Source organism: Dyella sp. SG609, from assembly GCF_012275375.1.
Classification (GTDB): domain Bacteria; phylum Pseudomonadota; class Gammaproteobacteria; order Xanthomonadales; family Rhodanobacteraceae; genus Dyella_D; species Dyella_D marensis.
On the sequence record NZ_JAAZQJ010000005.1, the window covers coordinates 374,213 to 398,673 of the forward strand.

The following is a 24,461-nucleotide window of genomic DNA, read 5'->3' on the forward strand; positions in this document are numbered from 1 at the left end:
CATCCTCCATGAGCACCAGCGTCAATCTCATCGCACCCGACAACGGCCTGGGCCTGAGCCGCGACCTGCAGTTCACCGCCGAGGCGCTGAAGGCCTGCGGCTGCACGGTGCACTTCACGCGGCTGACCGATGCGGACGAGAAAGTACGCTGGTCGCTGGGCCGCAAGGGACTGCGCGGCGACCTGCGCCGCTGGCGTTTCGCCATGCGCCACCGCGAGCCGCCGCGCTTCGATCTCAACATCATGTTCGAACATCTGTGGCCGGCGCATTTCGGCCTGGCGCGGCAGACCATCGCGCTGCCCAATACGGCCTGGTTCGATGCCAAGGACGTGCTGCACCTGCCGCGCGTGGCGCGCGTGTGGTGCAAGACCAACGACGCGGTGGAGGTATTCCGCGGCCTGGGCAAACCGACCTCCATGGTGGGTTTCGACAGCGAGGACCGCTACGACGCCGCGGTGCCGCGCGAACGCGCCTTCTTCCACCTGGCCGGCGGCAGCGTCACGCGCGGCACCGACCGCCTGCTCGCGGTATGGCGGCGCCATCCGGAATGGCCGACGCTCACCGTGCTGCAGCATCCGGCCTGTGCGCCGCAGGATCTGAGCGCCCCGAATATCCGCCACCTGCGCCAGTTCCTCGACGGCAACGTGCCGGCGCAGTACGCGGAATTGAGCCGCCTGCAGAACAGCCATCTGTTCCAGATCTGCACCTCGGAGATCGAGGGCTGGGGCCACTACATCGTCGAGGCGCTGGGCGTGGGCGCGATCACCTTCGTGGTCGACGCGCCGCCGATGAACGAGATCGTCACCGCCGAACGCGGCCTGCTGGTGCCTTATGCGCAGACCGGCCGGATGGGACAGGCGACCACTTACCAGTTCGACGAAGCCGCGCTGGAAACCGCCGTGGCGCGCGCGCTGGCGATGCCGGAAGCGGACGTCGCACAGATGGGCGCCAGGGCGCGGCAATGGTTCCTCGACAACAGCGCGGGTTTCGTCCCGCGCATCCGCCAGGCGCTGGCCGACTCAGCCGGTCGCGGCTGAGATTTCGTAGTTCTCTCCGGCGGCCATCGCCGCCAGGTGGCCGTCGATGCCCCGCTCGCAGCGCACGATGTGCTCGCGCACGGTGCGCAGATAGATCTGGTTGTTCGGCAGGCTGGGATCGTCCACTTCTTCCTGCGCGCGGCTGCGGTGTTCCAGGTGCGCGGCCAGCGCGGCCCACTTGAGCGCGCGGCGGCGCACGCCGGCGTTGCCTAAGCGCGCGGCCAGTTCGCGGTCTTCCGCGCCGTAGCCTTCCATCTGTTCGTCGAAGCCGTTCACGCGCAGCAGGTCGTCGCGCCAGCAGCTCATATTGCAGCTCATCACGCGGCCGCCGCTGCGCGCGCGGGATTTCCAGCGTGCGAGCGGCAGCGAACGGAACGCATATAGGCGCTTGATGCCGTCGAACACCTGGAAATCCGCATCGGCCCAGGGCGCGAACACCGGCCGGCCGCCGGCCAGCAGGCGCCTGGATTCCCGCTCGCTGTTCTTGAAGCGGCCGCCCTGCAGGAAATAGCCGCGCCCGGCCAGGGCGAGGTGGTCGGCGATGAAGTCCGGGTGCAGCACCATGTCGCCGTCGATCATCACCACGTATTCGCCGCGGCTGGCGGCGATGCCGAGATTGCGGCTGCGCGAGGCGCGGAAGCCCAGGTCTTCCTGCCATACGTGGCGCAGCGGCACCGGGAAGCTTTTAGCCATGCGCTCGATCACCGCGCGCGTGGCGGGGCCGGAGCCGTCGTCGGCCACGATCACTTCGTCCGGCAGGCGGCTCTGCGCCGCCGCGCTGGCCAGCACGCGCTCCAGCGCCTCGGGCCAGTTGTAGGTCAGCACCAGCAGGCTGACCGAACGCGGCGCGGTGCGCGCGCCGCGCGTGCGGATGCTCCACGACAGGCCCAGGCTCAGCGCCAGCGGCAGCCAGCCGAGCAGCCATTCCACGTCGGGGCGGCGCAGCAGCTGCGGGGCGTCGAACTGCCAGGCCACGCTGGCGTAGATCCACAGCGCCAGCATCACCCGCCCCAGCATCACGTGGCGGTAGCGCCAGGCGCGCCAGCCCATCACCAGCCACAGCAGCGCCCACAGCAGCATGCCCGGCACGCCGAGCAGGATCGCCAGGTGGCTGAGGATGTTGTGGCTGTGTTCCCAGGTCTGGCCCTGGCCGACGATGTCGTAGTGGCTGCCCATGCCCAGGCCCAGCCACGGGTGCTGGCCGATCAGCACCAGCGACTGCTGCAGGATCTCCGGCCGGTAGGACAGGCCGCGGTCCTTCATGTACTGCCAGCCTCCCAAGGCAATGATCACCGCGGCCACGCCCAGCATCGCCGCGGCGCGGCGGCGGATGTGCCGGTGCGGCGCGGCCAGCAGCATCACCGCCTGGGTAGCGATCAGGGCCAGCCAGATCGAGCGGGTGAAGGTCAGCAGCACGAAGGTCATCAGCGCCACGATCGAGCCGATCTGCAGCACCCGCTGCCAGCGCCCGCGCACCGACAGCTGCAGCAGCCACACGCTGGCGGCGCCGAAGGCGAAGGCGGCGAGGTTGGGGTTGTCCAGGGTGCCGAAGCCGACCAGGCGGTCCTGCTCCTGCCAGGTCGAACCCACGCGCAGCGGGAACACCGCCATCGACACCAGGGCCGCCAGCCCCAGGCCGGCGCCCGCCCAATAGAGCAGCGCCTGCGCGCGCCGCGGCTGGCCCGCGACCAGGCTGCCCAGCAGCAGCACGAAGGCCAGCACGTAGAGGACCACCACCGCGTCGTCGCCGAGCGTGCCGTTGCGCGCCCAGATCACCGACAGCAGGGTCCAGCCGAGGAAGGCCAGCAGCAGCTTGCCTTCGCGCGCCTCCAGCAGGCCGCGCGCCAGCGCGCGGCGCCAGGACCAGGTCAGCCAGGCGGCCGGCAGCAGGAACAGCGCGATCAGGCTGTCGTGGTAGTACTTGCCCGGATTCCAGACCTTCGGTCCCGGCGGACTGGCCGCCATGCCGACCAGCAGCCAGCCCAGGCCCAGCAGCATCCACAGGCGCAGCCACGCCGGCAAAGCCAGCCAGCGCCGCTTGAACTGGGCGGCCAGGCCTTCTTCCCTTGCCCCGGCATGCACGGTGTCTTTCAAGCTGTCCTTCCACATTCTCGAGGCGATTCCTGTCAACCGGGGGGTGCCGCTGGAGCCAGACCCCACCAGTCAACGCACAACCGTGCGCAAGGATACCCATACCGGGGGAAACGGAGCGCGAACGGGGACATAACCCAAAGCAGAACGTTCGGCCGGCGCATTTGCGCAACGCCGGAGCAAGCCAGCGCAGGTTGGGGTTCGCCGTTGGCTCACCCCAACCTGCGCCGGAGGGTTTGGGGCGGGCGGCAGAAGCCATCGGCTAGAATCGCCGGATGCAGACGCTCCCCCTCACCCTCGTCGTGATGACCTACAACGAGGCGAAGAACATCGCCCGTTGCCTGGACAGCGTGCCGTTCGCCGCCGAAAAAGTGGTGATCGACAGCGGCAGCACCGACGACACGGTGGCGCTCGCCCAGGCCCACGGCGCACGCGTGGTGCACCAGGACTGGCTGGGCTTCGGCCCGCAGCGCAACTTCGCCAGCACCCAGGCCGGCCACGACTGGATCCTGGCGCTGGACGCCGACGAATACCTCACCCCGGCCCTGGCCGAGGAGATCGCCGCGAAGCTGCCGGCCCTGATGGCCGGCGACACCTGCGCCGTGTGGCTGCGCCGCGCCACCATCTACATGGGTGCGCCGATGCGCTTCTACCTGCCCTCGATGGGCGAGAAGATGGCCCGCCTCTACCACCGAGGCCGCGCCCGCTGGGCCGACGTGCGCGTGCACGAGTCGCTGCGCTTCGACGGCCCTTCGGCCATCTTCCAGGCCCGCTTCAACCACGAGAACAACCCCAGCCTGCCGGAGAAGCAGATCAAGGTGCTGCGCTACGCGGAGCTGAAGTGCCGCGACTGGCTGGAGAAGGACAAGCCCGTGCGCATGTGGCAGACGCCGTTCGTGTTCGCGCTGGCCTTCCTCAAGGACTACCTGTTCCGCCTGGCCTTCCTCGACGGCTGGCGCGGCTACGCCATCGCCCAGACCGCCGCCTCGTATGCGGTGTACAAGCGCATGCGTTACTACGAGATGCGCCATAACCCGGCCTCCATCGAGAGCGCGGCCGCCGCGCTCCACCGCCACGGAATCGACCGCTGACCATGCCCAAGCACTACCTTCTGTACGGCTCCGAGCGCTATGCGCTGGCCATCCTGCGGCCGGTACAGGAGGCCATCCGCGCGCGCGGCGACGAGGCGGCATGGTTCTTCGACGGCCCCGGCGCGGAAGACCTGGCCGAAGGCGAGCGGCTGCTCACGGTGAGCGAAGTGCGCGCGTGGAAGCCGATCGCCTGCATCACCTCGTCCAACCATCTGCCGCATTTCTTCCCCGGCGTGAAGGTGGAGACCTTCCACGGCTTCGACGCCGGCAAGCCTCGCCACATCTATATCCGCGGCTTCTTCGACCTGTACTGCACCACCGGTCCGCGCGACACCGCGCAATTCCAGGCGCTGGCCGACGAGCTGGGCCACTTCGCGGTGGCCGAGACCGGCTGGCCCAAGCTCGACCCCTTCATGAAGGAGATCGCCGGCCCGCTGCCGCCGGTGCGCGAGAAGCCGGTGATCCTCTACCACTCCACTTTTTCGCCCTCGTGGAGCGCGGCCGAGACCCTGTACGACGAGGTGAAGCGCCTCTCCAGCAGCGGCGAGTGGCAGTGGATCGTCACCTTCCATCCGAAGATGAATCCGGAGACGGTGGCCAAGTTCAAGGCGCTGCAGGGCGAGCACCTCACGTTCGCGGAGAACGACAACATCCTGGAGCTGTTCCCGCGGGCCGACATGATGTGTTCGGACACGTCCTCGGCGCTGAGCGAGTTCCTGCTCACCGGCAAGCCGGTGGTCACCTTCAAGAACCGCCGCCCGGGGCCGCAGCTGATCGATATCGATGATGCCGCGCAGTTCGAGCCGGCCATCCGCCGCGCGCTGAGCCGGCCGCCGGAGCTGATGCAGGCCATCTGCGACTTCGCCGACGCCATCCACCCGTACCGCGACGGCCATTCCAGCGAGCGCGTGCTGGATGCCATCGACGCCTTCATCGCCAAGGGCGGGCGCAACCGCAAGCCGAAGCCGGGCAACTGGTGGCGCAAGCTCAAGCTGCGGCGCCGCATCGGCTATTGGGGTCCGGCGCGCTCCTAAAGCCTCCGGACAGAAAAGCCGCACTAGAATCGCAACCCTCCTGAGAAAGAGCTGCCCCCTTGCCTTCCAGCGCCTACAGCCGTTCCGAACACCTGCGCTCCCTGTGGCCCTGGCTGCCGCTGTGGACCGTGGTCGCCCTGCTGGCGATCTTCTCGCATGGCCCGATGCCGCTGTATTCGACCCGCACCCTGGCGGTGGCGTGGGAGATGTGGAGCCACGGCCACTGGCTGGTGCCGCACATCAATGGCCAGCCCTATAGCGACAAGGTGCCGCTGCTGTTCTGGATGATCCACGCCGGCTGGTTCGTGTTCGGCGTGAACGACGTGTGGCCGCGCGTGCTGGAAGTGATCTTCGGCGGCACCCAGCTTGTGCTGCTGGCCACGCTGGCGCGGCGCCTGTTCCCCAACCGCCCGTGGGTGGCCAAGGGCGCGCCGTGGATGCTGCTGGCGCTGGGCTACGCCTTCCTGTTCGGCCTGCAGGTGATGTACGAGGTGCTGCTGGCGGTATGGGTGCTGGCGGCGCTGCTCACCCTCACCCCGAAGGCCGGCCGCGAGGAGCCGCGCTGGCTGCTGTTCGGCCTGTGCATCGGCGCCGGCCTGATGACCAAGGGCCCGGTGATGCTGCTGCACGTGGCCTTCCCCTGGCTGCTGGGCCCGCTGTGGAACGACTGGGCCAACCGCCACCGCGGGCGCTGGTACGGCCGCGGCCTGCTGGCGGTGCTGCTGGGCGGCATCATCCTGCTGGCCTGGGCGCTGCCGGCCGGCTTCAGCGGCGGCGACGACTATCGCCACCGCCTGTTCTTCACCCAGACCGCCGGCCGCGTGGTGGATGCGTTCGACCACGCCCGCCCGTTCTGGTGGTACCTCACCATGATCCCGGCCCTGCTGTTCCCGTTCAGCGGCTGGCCGCGCGCCTGGGTGGCGCTGGGCGCGCTGCGCCGTCCGCTGGAGCCGGGCATCCGCTTCGGCCTGTGCTGGCTGCTGCCGGTGCTGCTGGCGTTCTCGCTGATCAGCGGCAAGCAGCTGTACTACCCGCTGCCCGAATTCGCCGGCGCCTGCCTGCTGCTGGCCGGCGCCATCGCGGTGCTGCGCGAGCAGCGGCCCAAGCTGGCCAATACGGCGTGGCTGGGCACCTGGCCGCTGGGCGTGGGCGGCATCCTGTTCGCGGTGTTCCTGTTCGTGCTGCCGAACCTGGTGGCGCACAACCTGATGCACGGCGAGTTCATCGATTCGACCTCGCAGTACAGCCGCTTCTTCAGCGTGGTGTTCGTGGTGCTCGGCGCGCTGCTGCTGCTGCGCGGCCGCGGTGAGCTGCGCCGGCTGGCGGTGGCCGGGCTGATCGGCGTGCTGGCGCTCAACACGCTGTTCACCCTGACCATGTGGCCGAACTTCGACCTGCGCCCGGCCGCCCGCCTGCTGGGCGCGGCGGATGGCGAAGGCCGCGCCATCGGCTACGTGGGCAACTACGAAGGCCAGTTCCATTTCGAAGGCCGCCTGAGCCGGCCGATCGAGCGGCTGAGCGAGGGCGAGTCGATCCAGGCCTTCGCCCGCCTGCATCCGGACGGCCTGATCATCACCCGCCCCGAGAAACTGGCCGACGCCGACCTGCGCTACCCGCTGCTGGTGCAGCCGTTCCGCTCCAGCTGGGTGGTGATCTGGCCGGCCTCGTCGCTGGCCGCCCAGCGCGCCGGCCACACCCCGGCCGAGCCGCCGCACCCGACCCGGCTGTACCAGGTCGACGCGTGGCGGTACCGCGCGATGCAATGAGCTCGCCGCTGATCGCCAACCTGCGCGCGCAGTGCGGCGGCCCCCGCGACGGTGCGCTGCTGCGTTTCTCGCTGGGCCATGCCTTGCTGGCCGAGGGCGATGCACCGGCGGCGGCCGAGGAATTGCGCCACGCCGTGCGGTTCGATCCGCGCTATTCCGCTGCGTGGAAACTGCTGGGCAAGGCGCTGCTGGCGGTGGAAGACCGCGCCGGCGCCGCGGAAGCGTGGCGGCAAGGCATCGACGCCGCGCGCGAGCGTGGCGACAAGCAGGCGGAAAAGGAAATGGCCGTGTTCCTGCGCCGGCTGGAGCCGAAGGACGCGGGCTGACTCAGCGCGCGTCGTCCAGCACTTCCGGGTGGTCGTACGGACTGGGCCGATCGTTCGCCGAATACCGCTTGTAGTGCCACTGATACTGCGCATAGGCCAATTCCACGCAGTTCTGCACACCGCGGTTGAGCGCCGTGCACGCCACGCGCTGATCCGCATCCGCCAGCCCTTCCGGCGCCGGCAGCAGATGGATGCGGAAGCCCTCGCCACGCGGCAGCCGCTCGGCGAACGCGAACAGCACCGTCGCCCCCGTGCGCGCCGCCAGCCGCGGCAGCAGCACCATGGTCAGCGCTTCGCGGCCGAAGAACGGAGCGAACTCGCCCTCGCCTTCGCGCGGTTTCTGGTCCGGCAGGATGCCCACCGTGCCGCCCGCGCCCAGCCGCTTGAACAGCGTGCGCACCCCGGCGCCCTCGGCGCGCACCTGTTCCGGCGCCAGCGCGCCGCGCGCCTTGCGCAGCAGGCCCTCGACTGCGGCGATGCGCGGCGGCCGGTACAGGATCGCCATCGGCGTCTTGCGGCACAGCCAGTAATTGAGCAGTTCCCAGCAACCCAGGTGCGGCGCGGCGATGATCACGCCGCGGCCGGATGCCAGCGCCGCGTCGAACAGCGCCTCGCCGCGCACCTCGCGCACCAGGTCCAGCGCGCGCTCGGCATCGCTGCCCCAGATCTTGGCGATCTCGGTGATCGACTTGCCGCTCTCGATCATCACCTCGCGCAGCAGCGCCGCGCGGGCCGGCGCGTCCAGCCGCGGCCGGGAGATGCGGATGTTCACCGCGGTGTTCTGCACGGTCTTGCCGTCCAGCCGCAGCGACAGCCGGCCCAGCAGCGCGCCCACGCCGTGCAGGGCCCGCAGGGGCAGCAGGCCGACCAGGCGCAGCAGGAGGTAGAGCAGGAAGATATCGAAGCGCATGAGCCGCACAGTGTAGCGGCTCAAGCCGTGTACCCTCCGGCCGCTGCCTCGTTTTGTGGTTAATCTTTGCGCCCCGCCGTCCGCCGCAGCCGCTTATCGATGATCGCCCTGATCCAGCGCGTCCTTTCCGCCCAAGTCGACGTGGCCGAAGAAACCGTCGGCGCCATCGGCCCCGGCCTGCTCGCCCTGGTGGCGGTGCAGCCGGCCGACGACGAAGCCAGCACCCGCCGCATGCTCGAGCGCCTGCTCGGCTACCGCGTGTTCGCCGATGAACAGGGCCGCATGAACCGCTCGCTCAAGGACACCGGCGGCCAGCTGCTGCTGGTCAGCCAGTTCACCCTGGCCGCCGACACCCGCTCCGGCATGCGCCCCAGCTTCACCAGCGCCGCCTCGCCCGAGCAGGGCCGGCGCTGGTTCGACCGCCTGGTGGAACTGGCCCGGGCCGCGCACCCGGGGGTGGAAATCGGGCGCTTCGGTGCCCATATGAAAGTCCAGCTGGTCAACGACGGACCGGTCACCTTCTGGCTCGAAACGCCATGACCGCGGACCCACCGGGCTACCGCGACGATTCCGAAAAAAACTTCTCAGACAACGGGTGTTTGGCGCGCTTTTTGCGTACGCCGGATGCCCATATCTTTCACTTGAAAACTGGTCAAAAAAGCATCACATCGCTATACTGATCGGTTCCTGCATCCGCGGCGGTAGGTATGAACAACAAAGCTCCCGAGCAACAGTCTGAAATCAAGGCGCTTATCTCCAAAGGTCTCGAGCAGGGCTACCTGACCTACGCCGAAATCAATGACCACCTGCCCGACGACATCGTCGATCCGGAGCAGATCGAAGACATCATGGCCGTCCTCAAGGGCGTGGGCATCGAAGTGCACGATGCCGCCCCGGACGCCGACCCGCTTTCCGACAACGCCAGTGGCACCGCCACCGACGACGAGGCCGCGGCCGAAGAAGCCGTCGCCCTGCTGTCGGCCGTCGACTCCGAAGTGGGCCGCACCACCGACCCGGTGCGCATGTACATGCGCGAGATGGGCACGGTCGAGCTGCTCACCCGCGAGGGCGAAATCGCCATCGCCAAGCGCATCGAGGAAGGCCTGGGCCAGGTGCAGACCGCGCTGGCCAGCTTCCCGCTCACCATCGAGATGCTGCTGGAGGAATACGACCAGCACCTGGACGGCAAGCGCCGCCTGAGCGAGATCCTGGCCGGCTTCGCCGACCTGGAGGAAGCCGCCGACGCCGCCCTGGCCGCCGCCGAGGTGGAAGCCAGCGACAGCGACGCCGAAGCCGACGAGGACGAGGAAACCGAAGGCGCCAGCGAGGACGAGGAGACCGGCCCGACCGGCCCCGATCCGGAAGAGGTCAAGCGCCGCATGGAACTGCTGCGCGACTACTACGGCAAGTTCCAGAAGGCCTCGGCCAAGACCACCGACATCGGCGACAAGAAGATCATCAAGCTGCGCGAGCAGATGGCCGAGGAATTCCTCAAGCTCAAGCTGCCGTCCGCGCTGATCGACAGCTTCGTGCGCAAGCTGCGCGAGGTGGTGAACGACATCCGCCACCACGAGCGCGTGCTGATGGACATCTTCGTCAAGCAGGTGAAGATGCCCAAGGCCGAGTTCATCAAGACCTTCCCCAGCAACGAGGGCAACCTCGAGTGGGCGAACGAGCTGGGCCGCAAGCGCCAGAAGTGGTCGCCGAACATCAAGAACTACAAGGAAGCGATCGACGCCGAGCAGGAAAAGCTCGCTTCCATCGAGCACAAGCTGTTCCTGCCGCTCACCGACATCAAGGAAATCAACCGCACCATGTCGGTCGGCGAGGCCAAGGCCCGCCGCGCCAAGAAGGAAATGGTGGAGGCGAACCTGCGCCTGGTGATCTCGATCGCCAAGAAGTACACCAACCGCGGCCTGCAGTTCCTGGACCTCATCCAGGAAGGCAACATCGGCCTGATGAAGGCGGTGGACAAGTTCGAATACCGCCGCGGCTACAAGTTCTCCACCTACGCCACCTGGTGGATCCGCCAGGCCATTACCCGCTCGATCGCCGACCAGGCGCGCACCATCCGCATTCCGGTGCACATGATCGAGACGATCAACAAGCTCAACCGCATCTCCCGCCAGATGCTCCAGCAGTTCGGCCGCGAGCCGACGCCGGAAGAACTGGCCAAGGAAATGGAGATGCCGGAAGACAAGATCCGCAAGGTGCTGAAGATCGCGAAGGAACCGATCTCGATGGAAACCCCCATCGGCGACGACGAAGACTCGCATCTGGGCGATTTCATCGAGGACACCAACGCCAGCTCGCCGATCGAGTCGGCCACGGAAACCGGCCTGATGGAAACCGTGCGCGAAGTGCTCGCCGGCCTCACCCCGCGGGAGGCCAAGGTGCTGCGCATGCGCTTCGGCATCGACATGAATACCGACCACACCCTGGAAGAGGTCGGCAAGCAGTTCGACGTGACCCGCGAGCGCATCCGCCAGATCGAAGCCAAGGCCCTGCGCAAGCTGCGCCACCCGAGCCGCTCGGAGCAGCTGCGTTCGTTCCTCGATATCGATTGATCGCTACCTTAAGCGAACGGCAGAAAGCGAAAAGCCCCGCGCATGCGGGGCTTTTCTTTTGCGCCGGGCGTAGCGGCTCAACCCATGTCGTAGAAGAACTGCTCGCGGTCGATCTTGCCGTCCTTGTTGACGTGATAGACGCAGATCTCCGTCATGTTCACGCGGCCGTATTCCTTCATGGTCACGTCCAGCGTCATTTCCAGGCTGAACCAGTTGCCGGCCACCACCGCGTCGCTGACGTTGCCGCCATGCACTTCCACGATCGATTCCTGGAACTTGCGTCCCTTCTCGAAGATGGCATCCAGCCCCTTCACATTGCCCAGCGCACCACCCGGCGCGCCCTCCGGCTCGATGCTTTCGGCATCCTTGGAATACAACTCCTTCTGCGCCTCCTCGTACTTGCCCTCGCGACACAAAGCCACCAACCGCTTCGCTACCGATTCCGTGCTCATCGTGCACCTCCGGGTCAAAGGGCTTATGAGCCTACGCCGGATGGGATAAGTCTGGATGTGCCGGTGGGTGGGGGCGGCGCTCTCGACGGTCCCTGGGTGTGTAGCTAACATGACGGGCTGTTGCGTGATCTGGCCGTGCAATGCGGCTGGCAGCGTCAGGGCCTATAGCTCAACGGTTAGAGCAGGGGACTCATAATCCCTTGGTTCCAGGTTCGAATCCTGGTGGGCCCACCATAAATTCAGGGTTTTTTCCGACTTTCAGTTGAAAGTCCCTCGGTACAAGGTACAGTTTCAGTACACCACCGAATCGCGGTCCTCCCATGGCGACCCTAGTAAAGACTCCCTCTGGTACGTGGAAAGCAGTCATCCGCAAACAAGGTTGGCCGACGTCGGCAAAGACTTTCCGCACAAAACGTGACGCAGAGGATTGGGCACGCCGAACTGAAGACGAGATGGTTCGTGGCGTCTTCATTCAACGAGCGCCGTCAGAACGAATGACCTTCGGCTTGGCGTTGGATCGCTACCTCGCCGAGGTCACGCCTACCAAGAAGGAATCAACGCAGAAGGCGGAACGCCTCAAGGCAGCCTCCCTGCGTCTCTTCTTCGGAAAATATTCATTGGCTGCAGTAAACGCCGACTTGGTCGCTCGATATCGTGACCAGCGGCTCGGAGAGGGTAGGAAGCCCAACACGGTTCGTCTGGAGTTGGCGCTTGCCAGTCACTTGTTCTCGGTGGCCATAAAGGAGTGGCGTATAGGTTTGGCCCAAAACCCCGTCGCTAACATTCGGAAGCCCAGCGCTGGCGAGGGTCGTGATCGGCGACTGTCTCGGGATGAGGAGCGACGGCTTCGCAAGGCTGTAGGAGTCCATTCAAATTCCATGCTTCGCTGGATTTTCGATCTGGCACTTGAAACCGGAATGCGATCCTCGGAGATCACTGGCCTAACTAAGGGTCAGGTTGATCTTGGTCGTCGCATCGTGCGCCTAAGCAAGACGAAGAATGACAGCGCCCGCACCGTGCCCCTGACTCAGCACGCGAAGGAGGTGCTCGCTGCGGCATTGTCAAATCCGGTACGACCGAAAGATTGTGACCTCATCTTTTTCGGGGAACCGGGAAGAGATGGTCAACGTAGACCATATAATTTCAACAAGGCTTGGCTTGGCATAAAAGCCGAATTGGGCGTCGGTGACTTGCGATTTCATGACTTGCGCCATGAGGCGGTTAGCCGGCTTGTAGAAGGTGGACTTAGTGATCAAGAAGTGGCTGCGATAAGTGGTCATAAGTCGATGCAGATGCTCAAGCGCTACACGCATCTAAGGGCAGAAGACCTTGTGAGCAGACTTGATACTCTTCGTAAAAGATAGCTTCGGGATCGTTGGGTCGGATACCTCTGGTGGGCCAAACATTTGGTCGGGTATTGCTGGGGTTACGCTATGACCAGAAAGCACATCATCGTCGAAGCAAGTGAGCGCGAGGACAGTCGCGCTCGTTTTATCGCCGCCATGCGCGGCGAAGCGGTGGGTCAGTACGTGACAGTTCATGGAAACGCTGGAATCTCAGTGGCGGAGCGTCAGCGTCGGCAAGAGGCAGTGGATTACGCGTTGGCCACGGTGGGGCTTGAGGGCTTCAGCCCTAGCGACGCCGTGCAGGAGCTTGCTCGACGCTACGTCAACGGTGAAATAAGCATGGTTGAATTGATGGGCGATTCGGCAGCCAACAGCGGCTCGTAAGTTCGCCGCACGGTTTCGCTATAGCGGCTTTTTTGCAGACTCTGCAAATTTTGGTAGCTTGCTCGCGGTTTGTCTTCGCCGATAGAAAGACCGACCGCCTAGCATGGACACCAATGTCTTGAATCGAAACAGCCTTTTTTGCGAACTCTGCAAATTTGGCGGACGTTCCATGCGTGGAGTCGCCGCGTGGTGCTAAAGCTGCCGCACCAGCTCATGGCTGGATAAATTTTGGGGCCGCCATACGACCGATGCTGCAGTACCCCGGAGATGTTACCTAGTGGAACATAAAGGGGTGTGCTACACCGCACCGGTGATATGACCAGCAAGTGGCACCATGAAGCCATTTAAGCTGTGCCACAAAGTGAGTTTCGCGTAGCACAGTTTGTGCTACGTCAAAAACGCGTGCGCGTACTCGTAATCTCGGCGATGCTGGACGCTTAGTCGCTTGCTATCGGTGCCAGGCCAAGGCCGCCTCAATGGCTGAGACGCTGAGCTAGGGGTCGAAGCGCTCGTGATCTTTCCCGGCTTGGGGATCGGTAGAAGAGTTTTTTGCGGAGTCTGCAAAAAAGCGGGGCAGCTTTTGGCACTCTCGCTCGGGATTTGGCGTTCGGCCAACCAGTTCGGCCCAGCTCATTTCGACACCCACACACGGGTGGTCAATATTCTCTGTCGCAGCGTTGGATATGTCTTCAACGCTGCGGATGTTGGCCCGCGGAACATCAAGTCCGGTAAGCGCCGCCCCTTGGAGCTTACCAAGGGGGTGTCGACGAGCGCTCACGGCTATATTGTGGAAAGGTCTACTTCCGACCAACTCTGAGCATTAAGGCAGTGAGCGAAGGGGCGTTATTCGTGCTGAAGGGTCGAAAAAATCTCGAGATTGCAGTTGGCAAGCTTATCGTCGAGGTAGAGGACGGGAAGTTCCCACATGGCTAATGACTCCGGCGAACAGATCGACTTCAGCAAAACCCTGCTCGGTAACGATCCAATTGGCCCGCTTTCGAAGCTACTCTGGGAATGCCAGCAGATATTTGAAGCCGATGTATCTAGCCCGTTGATCCGAATGTTCATGTCGCAGAACGCCGCAACTACGGCGTGGCATTTGGCTGACTGGACATGGATGACCTGTCCGCAGGAAAGACGGACAGAGTTGGCGGCCGTAGTGGGTGCGGCCGATGACAGCTGGCCGGCATTCGCCAATAGAGTTCGTGAGATCAGCATTGATCTAGCGATCTGTCGCGAACTGGCTACCGCCGGAAAGCACGTCGCTATCAGTCGTGGCGAGCTGAAGAATCATACCGTTGAAGTCGAACACGACGACGAAACTAAAGAGACCCGCGTTTGGATTTGTATAGACGGCGAGCGAACACCCGATCTCGACATCTATGGCCGAGCTCTACGTTGGTGGATCGAGCTCTATATCCATATGGGATTCTCTGAGGCGGCAACGCTTCAGGAAGCCCTCAACCAGCATGCGATGGACTGAAATCACGTCGCCGTAAATATCCGCTTTCGACCCAAACTACCAAGGAGGTGCGTGTGACGCATGTGAGATGTCTTTGGGCAATTTGCTTCGTGCCACTGGATGGGAAAGGGCCCAAACTCTTCGGATACCCTGAGTTCCTGGCGGGTCTCGCGCTTATGGTTTTGGCCTGGACCATTGCGGATGCTCGCTATCGCTTCCGGGTCATGACAGCACCTCTTCCGCTGCGACGAACCACATACTTTGTCGTCGCGATCGTTGGCGTCCTTACGCTGTTGACCGACCTGTGGAGAGCCGAGCAATGGTTGGTCCCAAACGGAAACTTGATTAGCCCGACCGTTTGGCAGGCCATTCTGGCAGCCGCATTCCTCCTCACGTTTCTGACTTGGGCGTGGTTTGCATTCATAAGGCCCCCGATTTATGGAAAGCGAAATGCTAGGTGGTACGCCTGGGCGCTCTATCAGAACATCTTGAAAGGTGTGCCAAACGAACTTGTAGTGGTGGCCGAGGAACTGATCCATTCGGCTAAGGCGCTAGTTCGGTATGCATCAGACGGCCGCCCTTCGCCTGACATGGGTGCTAAAAATGTGCGTGGTCGGACACCGTTGGTCGAAGGCCTGGCAGACGACCTGCTACTACTGATTGGGGATAGAAGGTTCTGTCGCACTGTCGTGGAATCGTCCCCGGCAACGGCGCTCGCGATCTTCCAGGAAATGAGCGAACAGAATAAGTACGCGATCAACATCGGCACGTTCGGAAAAAACATTGTGGGCGAGGCCATCGCAAACAAGGATTCGTTTCTGTATAACGAGGCGGAAGGCTACGACAGTGGACTCATTGGCTACCACAAGCCTCTTAGCCAAGCCATGTTTAGCAATTACAGAATGGTAGAAACCATAGGCACCCTGCTAGATCCTCACTACCAGGTGATGGCCAGGTGGGATGCGGAACAGTGGGAAGCCTATTGCCGCGTTGTCCTGTTGACCTTTCAAGACTACGTAGAAAAAGGAGCGGCCGAGCATTCGTATGTTCTGTTCCGCGCGAAGGGCTATATCGAGAACTCGGTTTCCGATCTCTATAAGCTCAACGGCGTCGCCGGGTTGGCGTGGGATAACGATATCTACGCACGCCTCCGCGTCGTTGTCGATTTCATTGCTGACGCGATTGAAATCCTTGGCAAGAAGCCGTTGCCGCCCCATCTGCAGCTCCGCGTGAAGGGGGAGCATCGTCACCTGCATGAAACGTTCTATGACCACCTCGCACGCATGATCTGCGAAGTGATTTTTCATGCATCGTCCGTCGCATCGCCCTGGTGGGAGTGTTGGAACATCCAGCACAACCTAGTATGGGATGGCTTGTTCGAGTCCCACAAGCTAGCCAATGTTGCGGGAAAGGTCGTGATGTTTAAGGTTAGAAGGCAGCTATACGACGAGGTTGCGCGCATGAGTGACTTCCCAAATTTCAAGGGGGCAAAGATCCTCGCCTTCTGCCTCAACGTGATGGGGTTAAGAGAGGGCAAGGATGAAGACAGAGGTCGCGCTTTGCACAAGGCGGTTCTTGCGTGGACGCGCAAGAACTATGTTTGGCTTCACAAGTACAATTTCCGGGTCGCGGAGACATGCCTTGTAGCCAATACTGCGTACGATGAAGAAAACTGCCGGCTGGTCAAGACATCTCCCGCTGAGGGGCTAAGGCGGGAGGCACACTATGTGTATTTGGAACTCGACCCTGCCAAGCCTGAGACCCCGGGAGATGGCTGATTCAGTTGAATCACTTATGAGCATTCCCAACCCTCTGTTTTAGGCAAGGTCGGACGACAAAATGAACGTTACCGGGGTCTGGTGGCGTGACGAATGCTCACCCAGTCGACGGTCTGTTTCCGACCCAAGAGGGGACTCATAAGCAGGCAGGTAGTTGCTCGCAGGAACTGAGACATCCCCAGCGTAGCCTAACGAAATGTCCATCGTTATCGAATGCGAGCGGCCCCGTTTCACAGCTGACCACGCTCTCTACCTGTTCCGGGTTATCGAGTCTCACGTCACGGGCAACTTTGCCTCATTAGTGCACATGCGCGCATCGACAACCGGTGGCATCTGGTCTGGTGTCCCAACGTTAGCTCCGACAGAGTCAAGTCCTTCTCGGTTGGTACAAAGGAGAAGGGCTTCGCGCGCGTGGCGCGCTGGGCGGTTCATCATGGAGCGACCTTACCAGTCCAGCACGATCCGGGGCGTTCGGCATTCTCGGCCTATGAGACGCGGCGACTTTAGGTTGAGGCCATGACGACTCGTGCCACTCTACAAAAAGCCTTGAACCGAATTGAGGCTTATCTTCCGCACCTGCTGGAGCATTTCCCCGAGCCAGGCGAGTTTTGGTCTGCCTTTGCGGGCGAAGCGGAGGCGATCATCGAAGACGCTGGCCCAGAGCACGATTGGGCCGCCGACAAGCTGGAGAGTATGCTTACCTTCCACGGGGCACCATCCCCTTAGGAGGGGGTTGCTTGCATCAATTTAATCAAACACTTGCAACGCAACTGTGCCCAAGGTGTGACTAAAGCAGCTTCTCCAGAAGCATCACGGCCTTGTCCGATCCGTTCGGCGTGAGGTGAGCGTAGTACTTCTCGGTGGTCGCGTAATCGGCATGGCCCATGAGTAGCTGGATGCGCCTCAGAGGCACGCCAGCCATCGTCAGGGTGGCACCAAACGTGTGCCGCAGGCGATGTAGGCTCCCACCAATGCCAGCCTTCTTGGCGTCCTCCGCAAACCAGTCGGAGATGGTGTCCGGGTGGACAGATACGAGCGGATCAGGAAGCTCAGCGAATGCCTTCCTGGCTTCCTTGTTGAGAGGAACATCGCGCCACCTTCCTGATTTGGTGCGTCCTTCTTCGTTCTCGCCGGGTTCTGATTCCACATGGAGGACGTTGCGGCGCACCTTCTCTTTGGAGCATCCGGCCACTTCACCGCGGCGAATACCGGTGTGCGTCATGAATCGCCACAGGCTGGATCTGGACGGATTGGCCTCATAGAGCTTGACCAGCTCCTTCTTGCCGTAGAACTTCACCGCCACGCTTCGTACGCCGCGCGGTATCTCCACGCCCTCCATGGGATCAACCTGAAACAGCTTCCACCGCATGCCGCGTCGGATAGCCGTTCTGAACCGCCGAAGCTCCTTGCTGACTGTCTCCTTGGCTGCTCGATCCTTCGTCAGGCGCCTAGCCTTATGGGCTTCGATTTCCATCGTCGTGATAGTGTCGATAGGGCGATGACCGAACTCGGCTTTCAGGAGACGTAGCTCGCTTTTAGCCTTCCCGTGCGTTCGCGGGTGCTCAGCCTTGTACCACTCCAGATAGTGCTCGATGAAGTCAGCAAGCTTAGGCGCCGTACTAATGATCCTTACGCCATAGGTCAGCTCCGCTTCTTTCGCGGCGCGGATCGTCTCAGCCTCGATAGCGCCTCGTCTACCGATGGATTTCCGCTGACGGCCATTGCCATCCCTCCAATTGAGGTAGGCAGTTCCATCGCGCCAATAGAGGGTGACCTTTGCCATTGCGGTGATTGGTATATGACCTTGTAAAGCTCTGCCTTCTCGTAGAGCTTCTTGCCCATGAAGTTGCGGGGATGAAGTCCGTATTCGCTGGCTCTCTTGGCGAACGTGTCCTCATGGACGCCGCAGTAGTGCGCCGCCTCGATGACGGTTAGCCAGTCCTTGCCGGATAGGTTTAGATCCTCAGCGGCGCCCATCTCGATCTCCATCACTTAAATAACTCAGCCAGTCCACATGATCCCGATAGTGCGATGACTGTTCTCTGGCTTCTTCGAGTCGCTTGCTAAGGTATTGGATAACCTCCAGAAGCTCATCACGCTCAAGAGATTCGATGGGCTTTCCAAGCCATGTGCCGATGAAGTTGCTCATTACTCCACCTCCGGCGACTCAGGCAGCGGCATCCAGTGGGTTGGTTCGCATTCGTCACCATCCTCATCCATCCAGCCGTTATGAACAGTCGGCCAGCCGATGCTTGGACGGTCAAACCCAATGCCCCACAGCAAAACGTAGATTCGGTTGTACACCATGTCGTCTTTCGGGACTGGCGCCTCACCAATCGGCTGCCACTTCATTTCTCACCCCTCTTGGCCGCATCGAGCGTCAGATTGACAGTGCCCTTGAAGCACTCATCGCACACCAGATATTCGCTCTGGACGTTAGGCAATCCGCCACCCAGGCGAGGAAGCGAGACCGTCACTGTGAACCAGTGGTTTGCCTGATGCAGGCCATTGGCATCAGGCGAGATGCGATCACAGGTATCGCACTTGAGGAGCTTAGCCATTCCCATCACCTCTCTTGGCCGCGATGGCTTGGTCTCTCGCACACTGACTGCATAGCGCTGGTCCGCCGCAGCGTGCCTTCACGCCGTCAGGTCTCGCCCACGCATGGCCGTGGCCGGAGTTGGTTCCGACACGTAGTGTGTCGAACCATCCGAGCGGTTTAGGCGCTACTGCCTGGTTGCCCGTCTTCGCCGCCACGGCCTCGATTCGACGAGTTGCCGCGACCACTTCGTCCGTCAGGTGGTGCGACATAGACACATCGCCGAAGTGCGAGAAGATGAAGCGCATCAGCGTGAATGCGTCGTTCGCATCTACCGAGCATTCCTCGGCAGTTGCGCTGGCATGGGAGAGGGCGGCTTGCCATGCACTCCATGCGATGCGAGTCTCGCGGTAGTTGTAGTCGTGGCCGTCGATTCTCTTGCCGATGTAGATGCCATTGTCACGACACCATGCCTCGAAGTCCGCGCGCACCTTCTGCTCGTCGGTCATGGCTGCACCTCCGGCTTGACTACGCCAATGCGACGCTTGCCGCACTTTTCGCATTCATAGCGTCCGCGTTTCATGATATGGACCATGAACCCGCGCTCGGTTCTAACGATGACGTTCTTTAACCACTTCCACTTGTGGCGTTTGCAGGCAGCGATCATCACCCCTTCTCCTTCCCGGCGAGCGTCGGGGCGGCGGATAGCATCGACACATAGGCATTGCGTGCTGCGCGCTGACGAGTCGGCATCTGTGGTCGGCGCGTGTAGTCCACATCGCATTTAAGCGATGCCGATCCAGCCATAATCATCTTCTGTGTCGGCTCACGGGGCACCAGCACCATCCCCTCCGGCACGGCCGCGCGCTCGGCGCTGTGCATCGCGATGATGGGCGGCGCACATCCTCCGCACTCCACCACCTTCCCCTGCGCCTCACCGCCTTGCGCGGCTTGCGAGTGGGGTTGGGATTCGTTCATGTGAGACAGCATCACTTCGCGGCAGTCATTCCAGCCGGCGTTGTATTCATGCTCACGAACAGTCACCCCGTTGCGTGGCAGTTCCTCCGGCACCTTCGCCGCCATAGGCTGCGCCATACGCGCGGAGAGGGATTCGCCGAATGACTCTTCGATCCAGAGATGGATGTTGGACAGTTCCCAGCCCTGATGCACGAATACGAAGTCTGCTACCTGTCGAAGTGCGGCCATGACATCGGAGGCGTAGACCATGCCATCCGTCATCTGCACCGGATCGCGGGTGAGGTGGGCGTCGATGAACGTCTTAATGGTCGTAGCCATTTCGTCCTCTATTTCACGCAACACTTCGTGACCGACGTCAAAGGCTGCATCGAAACCACTACGCCCACAAAGGTTGCGGATTAATACGTCGACAAGACCACTGATGCCATGTTTAGGCGTCATCTCACTCATGGCTGTCTCCGATGGCTGCTCGGGTGGCGTCGATGGTGGCATCCAGTTCATCAACAAGCTCGGGCGCCTCATAGCTCTCACAATCGCTGCGGTAGTTTTCCAACTCAGCGAGTGCTCGCTTCATGACGCCACGCAGGCGAGCGAGTCCGTCTTCTGCTGCTGAGAAAAGATCAGCTCGGACATATTGAACTTCTACGTCGAGCACTGGCTCTTTCCACCAGCTAACGCCGTCGCAGTCGACTGGAAATGGCTTATCGCTATCCCATTCCTGGTCGGATACTTGAAGAAAAATCCGCTCCGGAGCTGTGAGCACCACCTTAGCCACATCGCGCAGATGTTCGTGGTTGGTGGTCATGCTCATACCTTCCTCCCCGTAATCTCGCGTTCAACCTCGTACGTCATTTCCGAATTAATGGCGGAAGAAATGCGGTATAGAAGGTGCATGCCGGCTGATTGCTGCTCTGGCTGAATGCAAGCCTCGCGCATGATGCCTTCTCGATCACGGATAACGACCCATATAGGCATGTTCGACCATCCAGGCCCAGCGCAGGGCTTTGCATAGGCGGTTACGATTGATTCGCCATCCTTCAATTCAAGAGAAGTACGCAGTCTTTTGCTCATACATCCTCCATGTCTAACTCGGAATTGCCTGCATCTGTTAGATAGATGCGACCATTCGTATCCTCGGAGACATAGAGGTGGTATTTCAGCTGCTTCCACAGCGTTTCACCAATGGGGTCGTAATCATCGATAAAATGATCTTTCGTCGCTCCGCCATTGGTATTCCTCACGTACTGCAAATATTGCTTTAGGTTGCTCATACATCCCCCTTCTTGGCTCGGGTGGAGTCGATGGCTTGGCGCATGTTTTCCCACGGCTCATCCTCTCCGCACCACTGATTTTCAGTGCAGTGATGGGATGCCTCTAACAATCGATCCGCAGAATTAATCAACATCTCCACCTCCGCTTGCAGGCGGGTGCGGTCGGCGAGGAGGGATTCAACCAATTCGGGAGCGCAACGCGCGCCGGTTATGGCGTGATACTCAAGCGCGTTGCGCACCTGCTCATCCGTGTAACTCGTCATAGGGAGTGGCCTTTGGCTCATGGCTGAGCGCTCTTAGTCGTAAGTGAATAGGGATAGTTGCCGTCGCCGTAGCCGTAGCCGTAGCCGTAGCCGTAGCCGTAGCCGTAGCCGTAGCCGTAGCCGTAGCCCTTCGGGTACTTCATCGCGTCACCAAGGGGTAGGGGTAAGCGCCGTAGCCGTAGCCGTTGCCGTTGCCGTAGCCGTTGCCGTAGCCGTTGCCGTAGCCGTAGCCGTAGCCGTTGCCGTCGCCGTAGCCGTCGCCGTAGCCGTAGCCGTTGCCGTTGCCGTAGCCGTTGCCGTAGCCGTAGCCGTAGCCGTCGCCGTAGCCGTAGCCGTAGCCCTTCGGGTACTTCATTAGGCTTGCGCCACATCGGTGCCGCGGAGGACGCGCGCCAGGTTGGTGCAATCACAACCAATGGGGACGCAAATAACACTGGTTGAGCGATCAACCTGACCAATCCTGTCCGACACCGGATCATCATCGGTGATGATGATTGCCAGCTTCGGCTTAGTGCTCTGCAGATGTGCGGGAATCAACTGGTAGGGCGTATCGCCGCCGCCGCCGTAGTCTTTGTCTGAAAGCTTTCCATTACCGAAAAACCACACGTCCGAGCGGATGGAAGATCCGTACCTTGCGAGAAGCTCCTTAAGCCTCTGCTCAGCCATGCGCGTCTTCTGTGGCGTGAACGAACCGCTACGATCTACGAAAATCTCTACCAGCGGCGGACGGGGAGTGGAAATTGATCCGGCCGGGAGAAGTGAAACATTGTCATATCTACGGGATGGACGACGATAAGAACGCTCACGCTCGATACGAACACGCAGCGCAGCATCTACCGCGCAAGTGAGTGATGGTGTCCGGTTCTTCAGCAAGGCGTAGCTTGCCTCAGCGGCAACCTGCGATTCCTTCTGTCTCTCGTCGCTGTCAAGCTTCTCCCTAGCGGCAATGGACACCGCTCCGCCGTCTATTTCTTCCGAGTCACTACTATCGCCATCACCCATGCCGCAACCGCAGCACTGCATGGACGGTTTCTGCTCTGGATGGGTGACGAGCCACTCATAAATGTCTTCGGCCAACACAACATCGTCAGGCAAGCCCTTAATCGAGCCAGGTAGGTATCCACCTGCTAGGCGCGAACGCGGTGCATTGATATTGTCGATGTCGGTCTGGTCGTAGATCGTCCTGGCGATCTCCATTTCGCAGGCGATTACCCAAAGCTCTTGTATGGCTTCCTTCGGGCGTCGCCGGTTATGGGCTGACCAGACATGTCCCTGCTCATGCCTGAGCGTCGTCCTGTATTCGGACTTATTCAGCTCAGATGCGAGGTAGATTCGGACAAAGTCCGTCTTTCCAGGAGCACCCACCACATGCATGGGCTGACGGACTATGGGGGCGGCGGTCAGTTGCATGGTTACACCCTGAGGACAGGACGGTTCTTGTTCTTCGAGACGCCGCTCCGCGCATTCATGATCGAGTGATTCATGACTTCGTTTCGCGTATGCGTGACGATGTGGAGGATCTGGCTGGCCGAAGCCGGCGTGAGAAGGCCGCGCATGATCGAGTCGAAACCTTCATCGGTTCCGGTGCGCTCAAGAACCTTAAGAGCCATCGTCAGCGTGCGCGGTGTGGTGATTCGCTTGGACAGGCCTTCGCCAACCATGTCGAAAATGGCAAGCTCACCATTTCGTACCGAGGAAATCACCATCTTGGCCTCGTTGGAGGCGAACTGCTTGTCGGCCCATTCCGACCATGCGCACACATCGGGCATATAGTCGATGGCGGAGAAGCGCGACATCATCGCGTCACTGATTCCATCGCCCCCACCGAATTCAGGGGGATTGGCCGCTGCGACGATGCACGTCTTGTTGGGAAGCGATGCATTGCCGACTCGTCGCGAGGCGACCAGGGTGAGAAGCGTGTCAGCCACAGCCCTGCGCGATTTGTCCAGCTCGTCCAGAAACAGGACGGTGCTTTGTCCTTTGTCGGAAGCCTCCTGCAGGCGACGGAAGATCGAGGGAATCGTCCGATAGTCGTACTCACCCTCGCGATACGGCAGGCCGGCGATGTCTTCCTCCACCAGCGTGGACGTAAGCACGACTTCGGCGTGATCGAAATGAGCCTGGACACTGGCGGTCTTGCCCACGCCGGGCGGACCGATCAGCAGAATGGGAACATCGGGCGAAAACAGATGGTTCATAGCAGCTCTCCCTTATGCCCGAGGATCAGCGCAGCGTGGTGCCCTTGAAGGCGTACAGGTCGATGGCCGGGAGGATGGCGAAGACGGCCGTAACGGGGAAAAGAAGCTCTTCGTCCGCATCGAAACGATCCAGCGTGACCGTGGCCGACTTGTCGCCGCGAGCCACGCCCGGAAGGCCTTTACCACCACTGAAGCCGCCAAACATCGCGGCTTTCTTGAGGGCGATGTAACCCTCCTGGGCCTGCACCTCAGTGCCGAAGAAATAGAAGCCGCCGCTGACGGCCAGGATCTTGGTGCTCATACGTACTCCTGCGTGTGATGTGGTTTGAACGACTCGTCAGAACGGCAAGTCGTCGTCTTCGAAGTTGTTGTTGTCGGCCGGCGGCGGAGCGCTGCGCTGCGTGGGGTTGCGCTGCTGTTGTTCGCCACCACCGCCAAGCATCTGCATTTCATTGGCGACGATGTCGGTGCTGTAGCGCTCGACGCCGTCCTTGTCGGTGTACTTGTCGGTGCGCAGCGAGCCTTCGATATAGACCTGGCGGCCCTTCTTCAGGTATTCGCCGGAGATCTCGGCCAGCTTGCCGAACAGCTTCACGCGGTGCCACTCGGTGCGCTCCTGGCGCTCGCCGCTCTGCTTGTCGGTCCACTGCTCGGAGGTGGCGATGCGCAGGTTGGTGATCGCGGTGCCGTTGCCGGTGTAGCGGGTTTCGGGATCGGCGCCCAAGTTGCCGACGATGATGACTTTATTGATGCCCCTGCTCATGCTGCGTCCTCGATGCTTTGCTTGGGAAGTTTGGTTTTGATGACGTCACGCTCGTGCGTGGTGAAAACGCCACCCTTGGACGGGGCTAGATAAAGATCCATCTGAGCGGCCTGCGGAAGCCCGTACCACGCTTCAGCTACGGTATAGAGGTGGTCCGAGTTGTCGTCCTGATCCCACTCGGAGATCTTTGCCTTAATCAGGTCCA

The 24,461-nt window shown here is 61.9% G+C and carries 32 protein-coding genes and 1 tRNA gene; 13 read left to right on the forward strand and 20 right to left on the reverse strand.

Annotated features, from left to right (window positions below; translation table 11 throughout):
* Positions 1-8: 8 nt before the first annotated feature.
* Complete coding sequence (locus tag FHW85_RS12240) at positions 9-1,037, forward strand: glycosyl transferase family 1 (RefSeq protein ID WP_168648397.1); 1,029 nt, start codon at positions 9-11, stop codon at positions 1,035-1,037.
* On the opposite strand, the gene FHW85_RS22570 is transcribed toward FHW85_RS12240, so the two are convergent.
* The gene (locus FHW85_RS22570) at positions 1,020-3,131 is read right to left on the reverse strand and encodes a glycosyltransferase (protein WP_168648398.1); all 2,112 of its coding nucleotides are present in this window, start codon (positions 3,129-3,131) and stop codon (positions 1,020-1,022) included. The genes FHW85_RS12240 and FHW85_RS22570 overlap by 18 nt on opposite strands.
* Positions 3,132-3,403: 272 nt before the next feature.
* Between FHW85_RS22570 and FHW85_RS12250 the strand changes: the two genes are divergently transcribed.
* From FHW85_RS12250 to FHW85_RS12265, 4 genes are read left to right on the forward strand one after another with little or no spacing between them, the layout of a single operon-like run.
* Positions 3,404-4,219, forward strand: a complete 816-nt coding sequence (locus FHW85_RS12250; protein ID WP_167253184.1) for a glycosyltransferase family 2 protein — start codon at positions 3,404-3,406, stop codon at positions 4,217-4,219.
* 2 nt (positions 4,220-4,221) lie between these two features.
* Positions 4,222-5,253, forward strand: a complete 1,032-nt coding sequence (locus FHW85_RS12255; RefSeq protein WP_168648399.1) for a CDP-glycerol glycerophosphotransferase family protein — start codon at positions 4,222-4,224, stop codon at positions 5,251-5,253.
* Between the two features lie 59 nt (positions 5,254-5,312).
* Positions 5,313-7,019 carry a glycosyltransferase family 39 protein gene (locus tag FHW85_RS12260; RefSeq protein WP_168648400.1) on the forward strand — a complete coding sequence of 569 codons (1,707 nt, stop codon included), beginning with the start codon at positions 5,313-5,315 and terminating at the stop codon, positions 7,017-7,019.
* Positions 7,016-7,345: a hypothetical protein gene (locus FHW85_RS12265; protein ID WP_168648401.1), complete on the forward strand. Its 330-nt coding sequence runs from the start codon at positions 7,016-7,018 to the stop codon at positions 7,343-7,345. Before FHW85_RS12260 ends, FHW85_RS12265 begins: the two co-directional genes overlap by 4 nt.
* 1 nt (position 7,346) lies before the next feature.
* Here the strand turns inward: FHW85_RS12265 and FHW85_RS12270 are convergent, their stop codons facing one another.
* The gene (locus FHW85_RS12270; RefSeq protein ID WP_168648489.1) at positions 7,347-8,255 is read right to left on the reverse strand and encodes a lipid A biosynthesis acyltransferase; all 909 of its coding nucleotides are present in this window, start codon (positions 8,253-8,255) and stop codon (positions 7,347-7,349) included.
* Positions 8,256-8,354: 99 nt separating this feature from the next.
* Here FHW85_RS12270 and dtd point away from each other — a divergent pair, with 99 nt between their 5' ends.
* Both dtd and rpoD read left to right on the forward strand, forming a co-directional pair.
* On the forward strand, positions 8,355-8,795 hold the full coding sequence (gene dtd / locus FHW85_RS12275) for a D-aminoacyl-tRNA deacylase (protein WP_167253176.1): 441 nt from the start codon (positions 8,355-8,357) through the stop codon (positions 8,793-8,795).
* A 167-nt stretch (positions 8,796-8,962) separates the two neighbouring features.
* Entirely contained in the window at positions 8,963-10,822 is a 1,860-nt protein-coding gene (rpoD, locus tag FHW85_RS12280) for an RNA polymerase sigma factor RpoD (protein ID WP_167253174.1), read from the forward strand.
* A gap of 77 nt (positions 10,823-10,899) precedes the next feature.
* Here rpoD and FHW85_RS12285 read toward each other — a convergent pair whose 3' ends face one another.
* A complete protein-coding gene (locus FHW85_RS12285) occupies positions 10,900-11,274 on the reverse strand; it encodes a SnoaL-like domain-containing protein (protein ID WP_168648402.1) in 375 nt (124 codons plus the stop codon).
* Between the two features lie 158 nt (positions 11,275-11,432).
* On the opposite strand from FHW85_RS12285, the gene FHW85_RS12290 reads away from it, so the two are divergent.
* The 6 genes from FHW85_RS12290 (at position 11,433) to FHW85_RS12315 (ending at position 16,970) form a co-directional block, all read left to right on the forward strand.
* A tRNA-Ile gene (locus FHW85_RS12290) sits at positions 11,433-11,508 on the forward strand.
* A gap of 260 nt (positions 11,509-11,768) precedes the next feature.
* Entirely contained in the window at positions 11,769-12,638 is an 870-nt protein-coding gene (locus FHW85_RS12295) for a site-specific integrase (RefSeq protein WP_246866730.1), read from the forward strand.
* Between the two features lie 69 nt (positions 12,639-12,707).
* Complete coding sequence (locus FHW85_RS12300) at positions 12,708-13,004, forward strand: antitoxin VbhA family protein (RefSeq protein ID WP_246866731.1); 297 nt, start codon at positions 12,708-12,710, stop codon at positions 13,002-13,004.
* A 925-nt stretch (positions 13,005-13,929) separates the two neighbouring features.
* A complete protein-coding gene (locus tag FHW85_RS12305) occupies positions 13,930-14,487 on the forward strand; it encodes a hypothetical protein (protein WP_168648404.1) in 558 nt (185 codons plus the stop codon).
* Positions 14,488-14,540: 53 nt separating this feature from the next.
* Positions 14,541-16,244, forward strand: a complete 1,704-nt coding sequence (locus FHW85_RS22190) for a hypothetical protein (protein WP_210427767.1) — start codon at positions 14,541-14,543, stop codon at positions 16,242-16,244.
* 516 nt (positions 16,245-16,760) lie between these two features.
* Entirely contained in the window at positions 16,761-16,970 is a 210-nt protein-coding gene (locus tag FHW85_RS12315) for a hypothetical protein (protein ID WP_168648405.1), read from the forward strand.
* 61 nt (positions 16,971-17,031) lie between these two features.
* On the opposite strand, the gene FHW85_RS12320 is transcribed toward FHW85_RS12315, so the two are convergent.
* The 17 genes from FHW85_RS12320 to ssb form a co-directional block, all read right to left on the reverse strand.
* Entirely contained in the window at positions 17,032-18,027 is a 996-nt protein-coding gene (locus FHW85_RS12320; protein WP_168648406.1) for a tyrosine-type recombinase/integrase, read from the reverse strand.
* 180 nt (positions 18,028-18,207) lie between these two features.
* Positions 18,208-18,393, reverse strand: a complete 186-nt coding sequence (locus tag FHW85_RS12325; RefSeq protein ID WP_168648407.1) for a cell wall metabolism sensor histidine kinase WalK — start codon at positions 18,391-18,393, stop codon at positions 18,208-18,210.
* On the reverse strand, positions 18,393-18,596 hold the full coding sequence (locus tag FHW85_RS12330) for a DUF551 domain-containing protein (protein ID WP_168648408.1): 204 nt from the start codon (positions 18,594-18,596) through the stop codon (positions 18,393-18,395). Before FHW85_RS12330 ends, FHW85_RS12325 begins: the two co-directional genes overlap by 1 nt.
* Entirely contained in the window at positions 18,593-18,805 is a 213-nt protein-coding gene (locus FHW85_RS12335; RefSeq protein ID WP_168648409.1) for a hypothetical protein, read from the reverse strand. Before FHW85_RS12335 ends, FHW85_RS12330 begins: the two co-directional genes overlap by 4 nt.
* Positions 18,798-19,292, reverse strand: coding sequence for a hypothetical protein (locus FHW85_RS12340; protein ID WP_168648410.1), 495 nt, complete (start codon positions 19,290-19,292; stop codon positions 18,798-18,800). Before FHW85_RS12340 ends, FHW85_RS12335 begins: the two co-directional genes overlap by 8 nt.
* On the reverse strand, positions 19,289-19,450 hold the full coding sequence (locus FHW85_RS12345) for a hypothetical protein (RefSeq protein WP_167254496.1): 162 nt from the start codon (positions 19,448-19,450) through the stop codon (positions 19,289-19,291). The genes FHW85_RS12340 and FHW85_RS12345 overlap by 4 nt, the downstream gene beginning before the upstream one ends.
* Positions 19,450-20,211: a hypothetical protein gene (locus FHW85_RS12350; protein WP_168648411.1), complete on the reverse strand. Its 762-nt coding sequence runs from the start codon at positions 20,209-20,211 to the stop codon at positions 19,450-19,452. The genes FHW85_RS12345 and FHW85_RS12350 overlap by 1 nt, the downstream gene beginning before the upstream one ends.
* The gene (locus FHW85_RS12355; RefSeq protein WP_168648412.1) at positions 20,204-20,566 is read right to left on the reverse strand and encodes a hypothetical protein; all 363 of its coding nucleotides are present in this window, start codon (positions 20,564-20,566) and stop codon (positions 20,204-20,206) included. The genes FHW85_RS12350 and FHW85_RS12355 overlap by 8 nt, the downstream gene beginning before the upstream one ends.
* A gap of 2 nt (positions 20,567-20,568) precedes the next feature.
* On the reverse strand, positions 20,569-20,832 hold the full coding sequence (locus tag FHW85_RS12360) for a hypothetical protein (protein ID WP_168648413.1): 264 nt from the start codon (positions 20,830-20,832) through the stop codon (positions 20,569-20,571).
* Positions 20,829-21,032, reverse strand: coding sequence for a hypothetical protein (locus FHW85_RS12365; protein WP_168648414.1), 204 nt, complete (start codon positions 21,030-21,032; stop codon positions 20,829-20,831). Before FHW85_RS12365 ends, FHW85_RS12360 begins: the two co-directional genes overlap by 4 nt.
* Positions 21,029-21,295: a hypothetical protein gene (locus tag FHW85_RS12370; RefSeq protein ID WP_168648415.1), complete on the reverse strand. Its 267-nt coding sequence runs from the start codon at positions 21,293-21,295 to the stop codon at positions 21,029-21,031. The genes FHW85_RS12365 and FHW85_RS12370 overlap by 4 nt, the downstream gene beginning before the upstream one ends.
* Before the next feature lie 17 nt (positions 21,296-21,312).
* Positions 21,313-21,438, reverse strand: coding sequence for a hypothetical protein (locus tag FHW85_RS22495; protein WP_282597535.1), 126 nt, complete (start codon positions 21,436-21,438; stop codon positions 21,313-21,315).
* Entirely contained in the window at positions 21,435-21,650 is a 216-nt protein-coding gene (locus tag FHW85_RS12375; RefSeq protein WP_168648416.1) for a hypothetical protein, read from the reverse strand. The genes FHW85_RS22495 and FHW85_RS12375 overlap by 4 nt, the downstream gene beginning before the upstream one ends.
* Positions 21,650-22,705 (reverse strand): hypothetical protein, encoded by a 1,056-nt coding sequence (locus FHW85_RS12380; protein WP_168648417.1) that lies wholly within the window; start codon positions 22,703-22,705, stop codon positions 21,650-21,652. Before FHW85_RS12380 ends, FHW85_RS12375 begins: the two co-directional genes overlap by 1 nt.
* Positions 22,706-22,707: 2 nt before the next feature.
* Complete coding sequence (locus FHW85_RS12385) at positions 22,708-23,493, reverse strand: AAA family ATPase (protein WP_168648418.1); 786 nt, start codon at positions 23,491-23,493, stop codon at positions 22,708-22,710.
* Between the two features lie 25 nt (positions 23,494-23,518).
* Positions 23,519-23,794 carry a hypothetical protein gene (locus FHW85_RS12390; RefSeq protein ID WP_168648419.1) on the reverse strand — a complete coding sequence of 92 codons (276 nt, stop codon included), beginning with the start codon at positions 23,792-23,794 and terminating at the stop codon, positions 23,519-23,521.
* 36 nt (positions 23,795-23,830) lie between these two features.
* A complete protein-coding gene (gene ssb, locus FHW85_RS12395) occupies positions 23,831-24,256 on the reverse strand; it encodes a single-stranded DNA-binding protein (RefSeq protein WP_168648420.1) in 426 nt (141 codons plus the stop codon).
* Between the last annotated feature and the right edge of the window lie 205 nt (positions 24,257-24,461).

Bases quoted from the DNA above. Each gene is read 5' to 3' on its own strand.
- FHW85_RS12240 (WP_168648397.1), top strand. From the start codon at position 9: ATGAGCACCAGCGTCAATCTCATCGCACCCGACAACGGCCTGGGCCTG.
- FHW85_RS12250 (WP_167253184.1), top strand. From the start codon at position 3,404: ATGCAGACGCTCCCCCTCACCCTCGTCGTGATGACCTACAACGAGGCG.
- FHW85_RS12255 (WP_168648399.1), top strand. From the start codon at position 4,222: ATGCCCAAGCACTACCTTCTGTACGGCTCCGAGCGCTATGCGCTGGCC.
- FHW85_RS12265 (WP_168648401.1), top strand. From the start codon at position 7,016: ATGAGCTCGCCGCTGATCGCCAACCTGCGCGCGCAGTGCGGCGGCCCC.
- FHW85_RS12270 (WP_168648489.1), bottom strand. From the start codon at position 8,255: ATGCGCTTCGATATCTTCCTGCTCTACCTCCTGCTGCGCCTGGTCGGC.
- dtd (WP_167253176.1), top strand. From the start codon at position 8,355: ATGATCGCCCTGATCCAGCGCGTCCTTTCCGCCCAAGTCGACGTGGCC.
- rpoD (WP_167253174.1), top strand. From the start codon at position 8,963: ATGAACAACAAAGCTCCCGAGCAACAGTCTGAAATCAAGGCGCTTATC.
- FHW85_RS12285 (WP_168648402.1), bottom strand. From the start codon at position 11,274: ATGAGCACGGAATCGGTAGCGAAGCGGTTGGTGGCTTTGTGTCGCGAG.
- FHW85_RS12295 (WP_246866730.1), top strand. From the start codon at position 11,769: ATGACCTTCGGCTTGGCGTTGGATCGCTACCTCGCCGAGGTCACGCCT.
- FHW85_RS12300 (WP_246866731.1), top strand. From the start codon at position 12,708: ATGACCAGAAAGCACATCATCGTCGAAGCAAGTGAGCGCGAGGACAGT.
- FHW85_RS12305 (WP_168648404.1), top strand. From the start codon at position 13,930: ATGGCTAATGACTCCGGCGAACAGATCGACTTCAGCAAAACCCTGCTC.
- FHW85_RS12315 (WP_168648405.1), top strand. From the start codon at position 16,761: ATGACGACTCGTGCCACTCTACAAAAAGCCTTGAACCGAATTGAGGCT.
- FHW85_RS12320 (WP_168648406.1), bottom strand. From the start codon at position 18,027: ATGGCAAAGGTCACCCTCTATTGGCGCGATGGAACTGCCTACCTCAAT.
- FHW85_RS12325 (WP_168648407.1), bottom strand. From the start codon at position 18,393: ATGAGCAACTTCATCGGCACATGGCTTGGAAAGCCCATCGAATCTCTT.
- FHW85_RS12330 (WP_168648408.1), bottom strand. From the start codon at position 18,596: ATGAAGTGGCAGCCGATTGGTGAGGCGCCAGTCCCGAAAGACGACATG.
- FHW85_RS12335 (WP_168648409.1), bottom strand. From the start codon at position 18,805: ATGGCTAAGCTCCTCAAGTGCGATACCTGTGATCGCATCTCGCCTGAT.
- FHW85_RS12340 (WP_168648410.1), bottom strand. From the start codon at position 19,292: ATGACCGACGAGCAGAAGGTGCGCGCGGACTTCGAGGCATGGTGTCGT.
- FHW85_RS12345 (WP_167254496.1), bottom strand. From the start codon at position 19,450: ATGATCGCTGCCTGCAAACGCCACAAGTGGAAGTGGTTAAAGAACGTC.
- FHW85_RS12350 (WP_168648411.1), bottom strand. From the start codon at position 20,211: ATGAGTGAGATGACGCCTAAACATGGCATCAGTGGTCTTGTCGACGTA.
- FHW85_RS12355 (WP_168648412.1), bottom strand. From the start codon at position 20,566: ATGACCACCAACCACGAACATCTGCGCGATGTGGCTAAGGTGGTGCTC.
- FHW85_RS12360 (WP_168648413.1), bottom strand. From the start codon at position 20,832: ATGAGCAAAAGACTGCGTACTTCTCTTGAATTGAAGGATGGCGAATCA.
- FHW85_RS12365 (WP_168648414.1), bottom strand. From the start codon at position 21,032: ATGAGCAACCTAAAGCAATATTTGCAGTACGTGAGGAATACCAATGGC.
- FHW85_RS12370 (WP_168648415.1), bottom strand. From the start codon at position 21,295: ATGACGAGTTACACGGATGAGCAGGTGCGCAACGCGCTTGAGTATCAC.
- FHW85_RS22495 (WP_282597535.1), bottom strand. From the start codon at position 21,438: ATGAAGTACCCGAAGGGCTACGGCTACGGCTACGGCTACGGCTACGGC.
- FHW85_RS12375 (WP_168648416.1), bottom strand. From the start codon at position 21,650: ATGAAGTACCCGAAGGGCTACGGCTACGGCTACGGCGACGGCTACGGC.
- FHW85_RS12380 (WP_168648417.1), bottom strand. From the start codon at position 22,705: ATGCAACTGACCGCCGCCCCCATAGTCCGTCAGCCCATGCATGTGGTG.
- FHW85_RS12385 (WP_168648418.1), bottom strand. From the start codon at position 23,493: ATGAACCATCTGTTTTCGCCCGATGTTCCCATTCTGCTGATCGGTCCG.
- FHW85_RS12390 (WP_168648419.1), bottom strand. From the start codon at position 23,794: ATGAGCACCAAGATCCTGGCCGTCAGCGGCGGCTTCTATTTCTTCGGC.
- ssb (WP_168648420.1), bottom strand. From the start codon at position 24,256: ATGAGCAGGGGCATCAATAAAGTCATCATCGTCGGCAACTTGGGCGCC.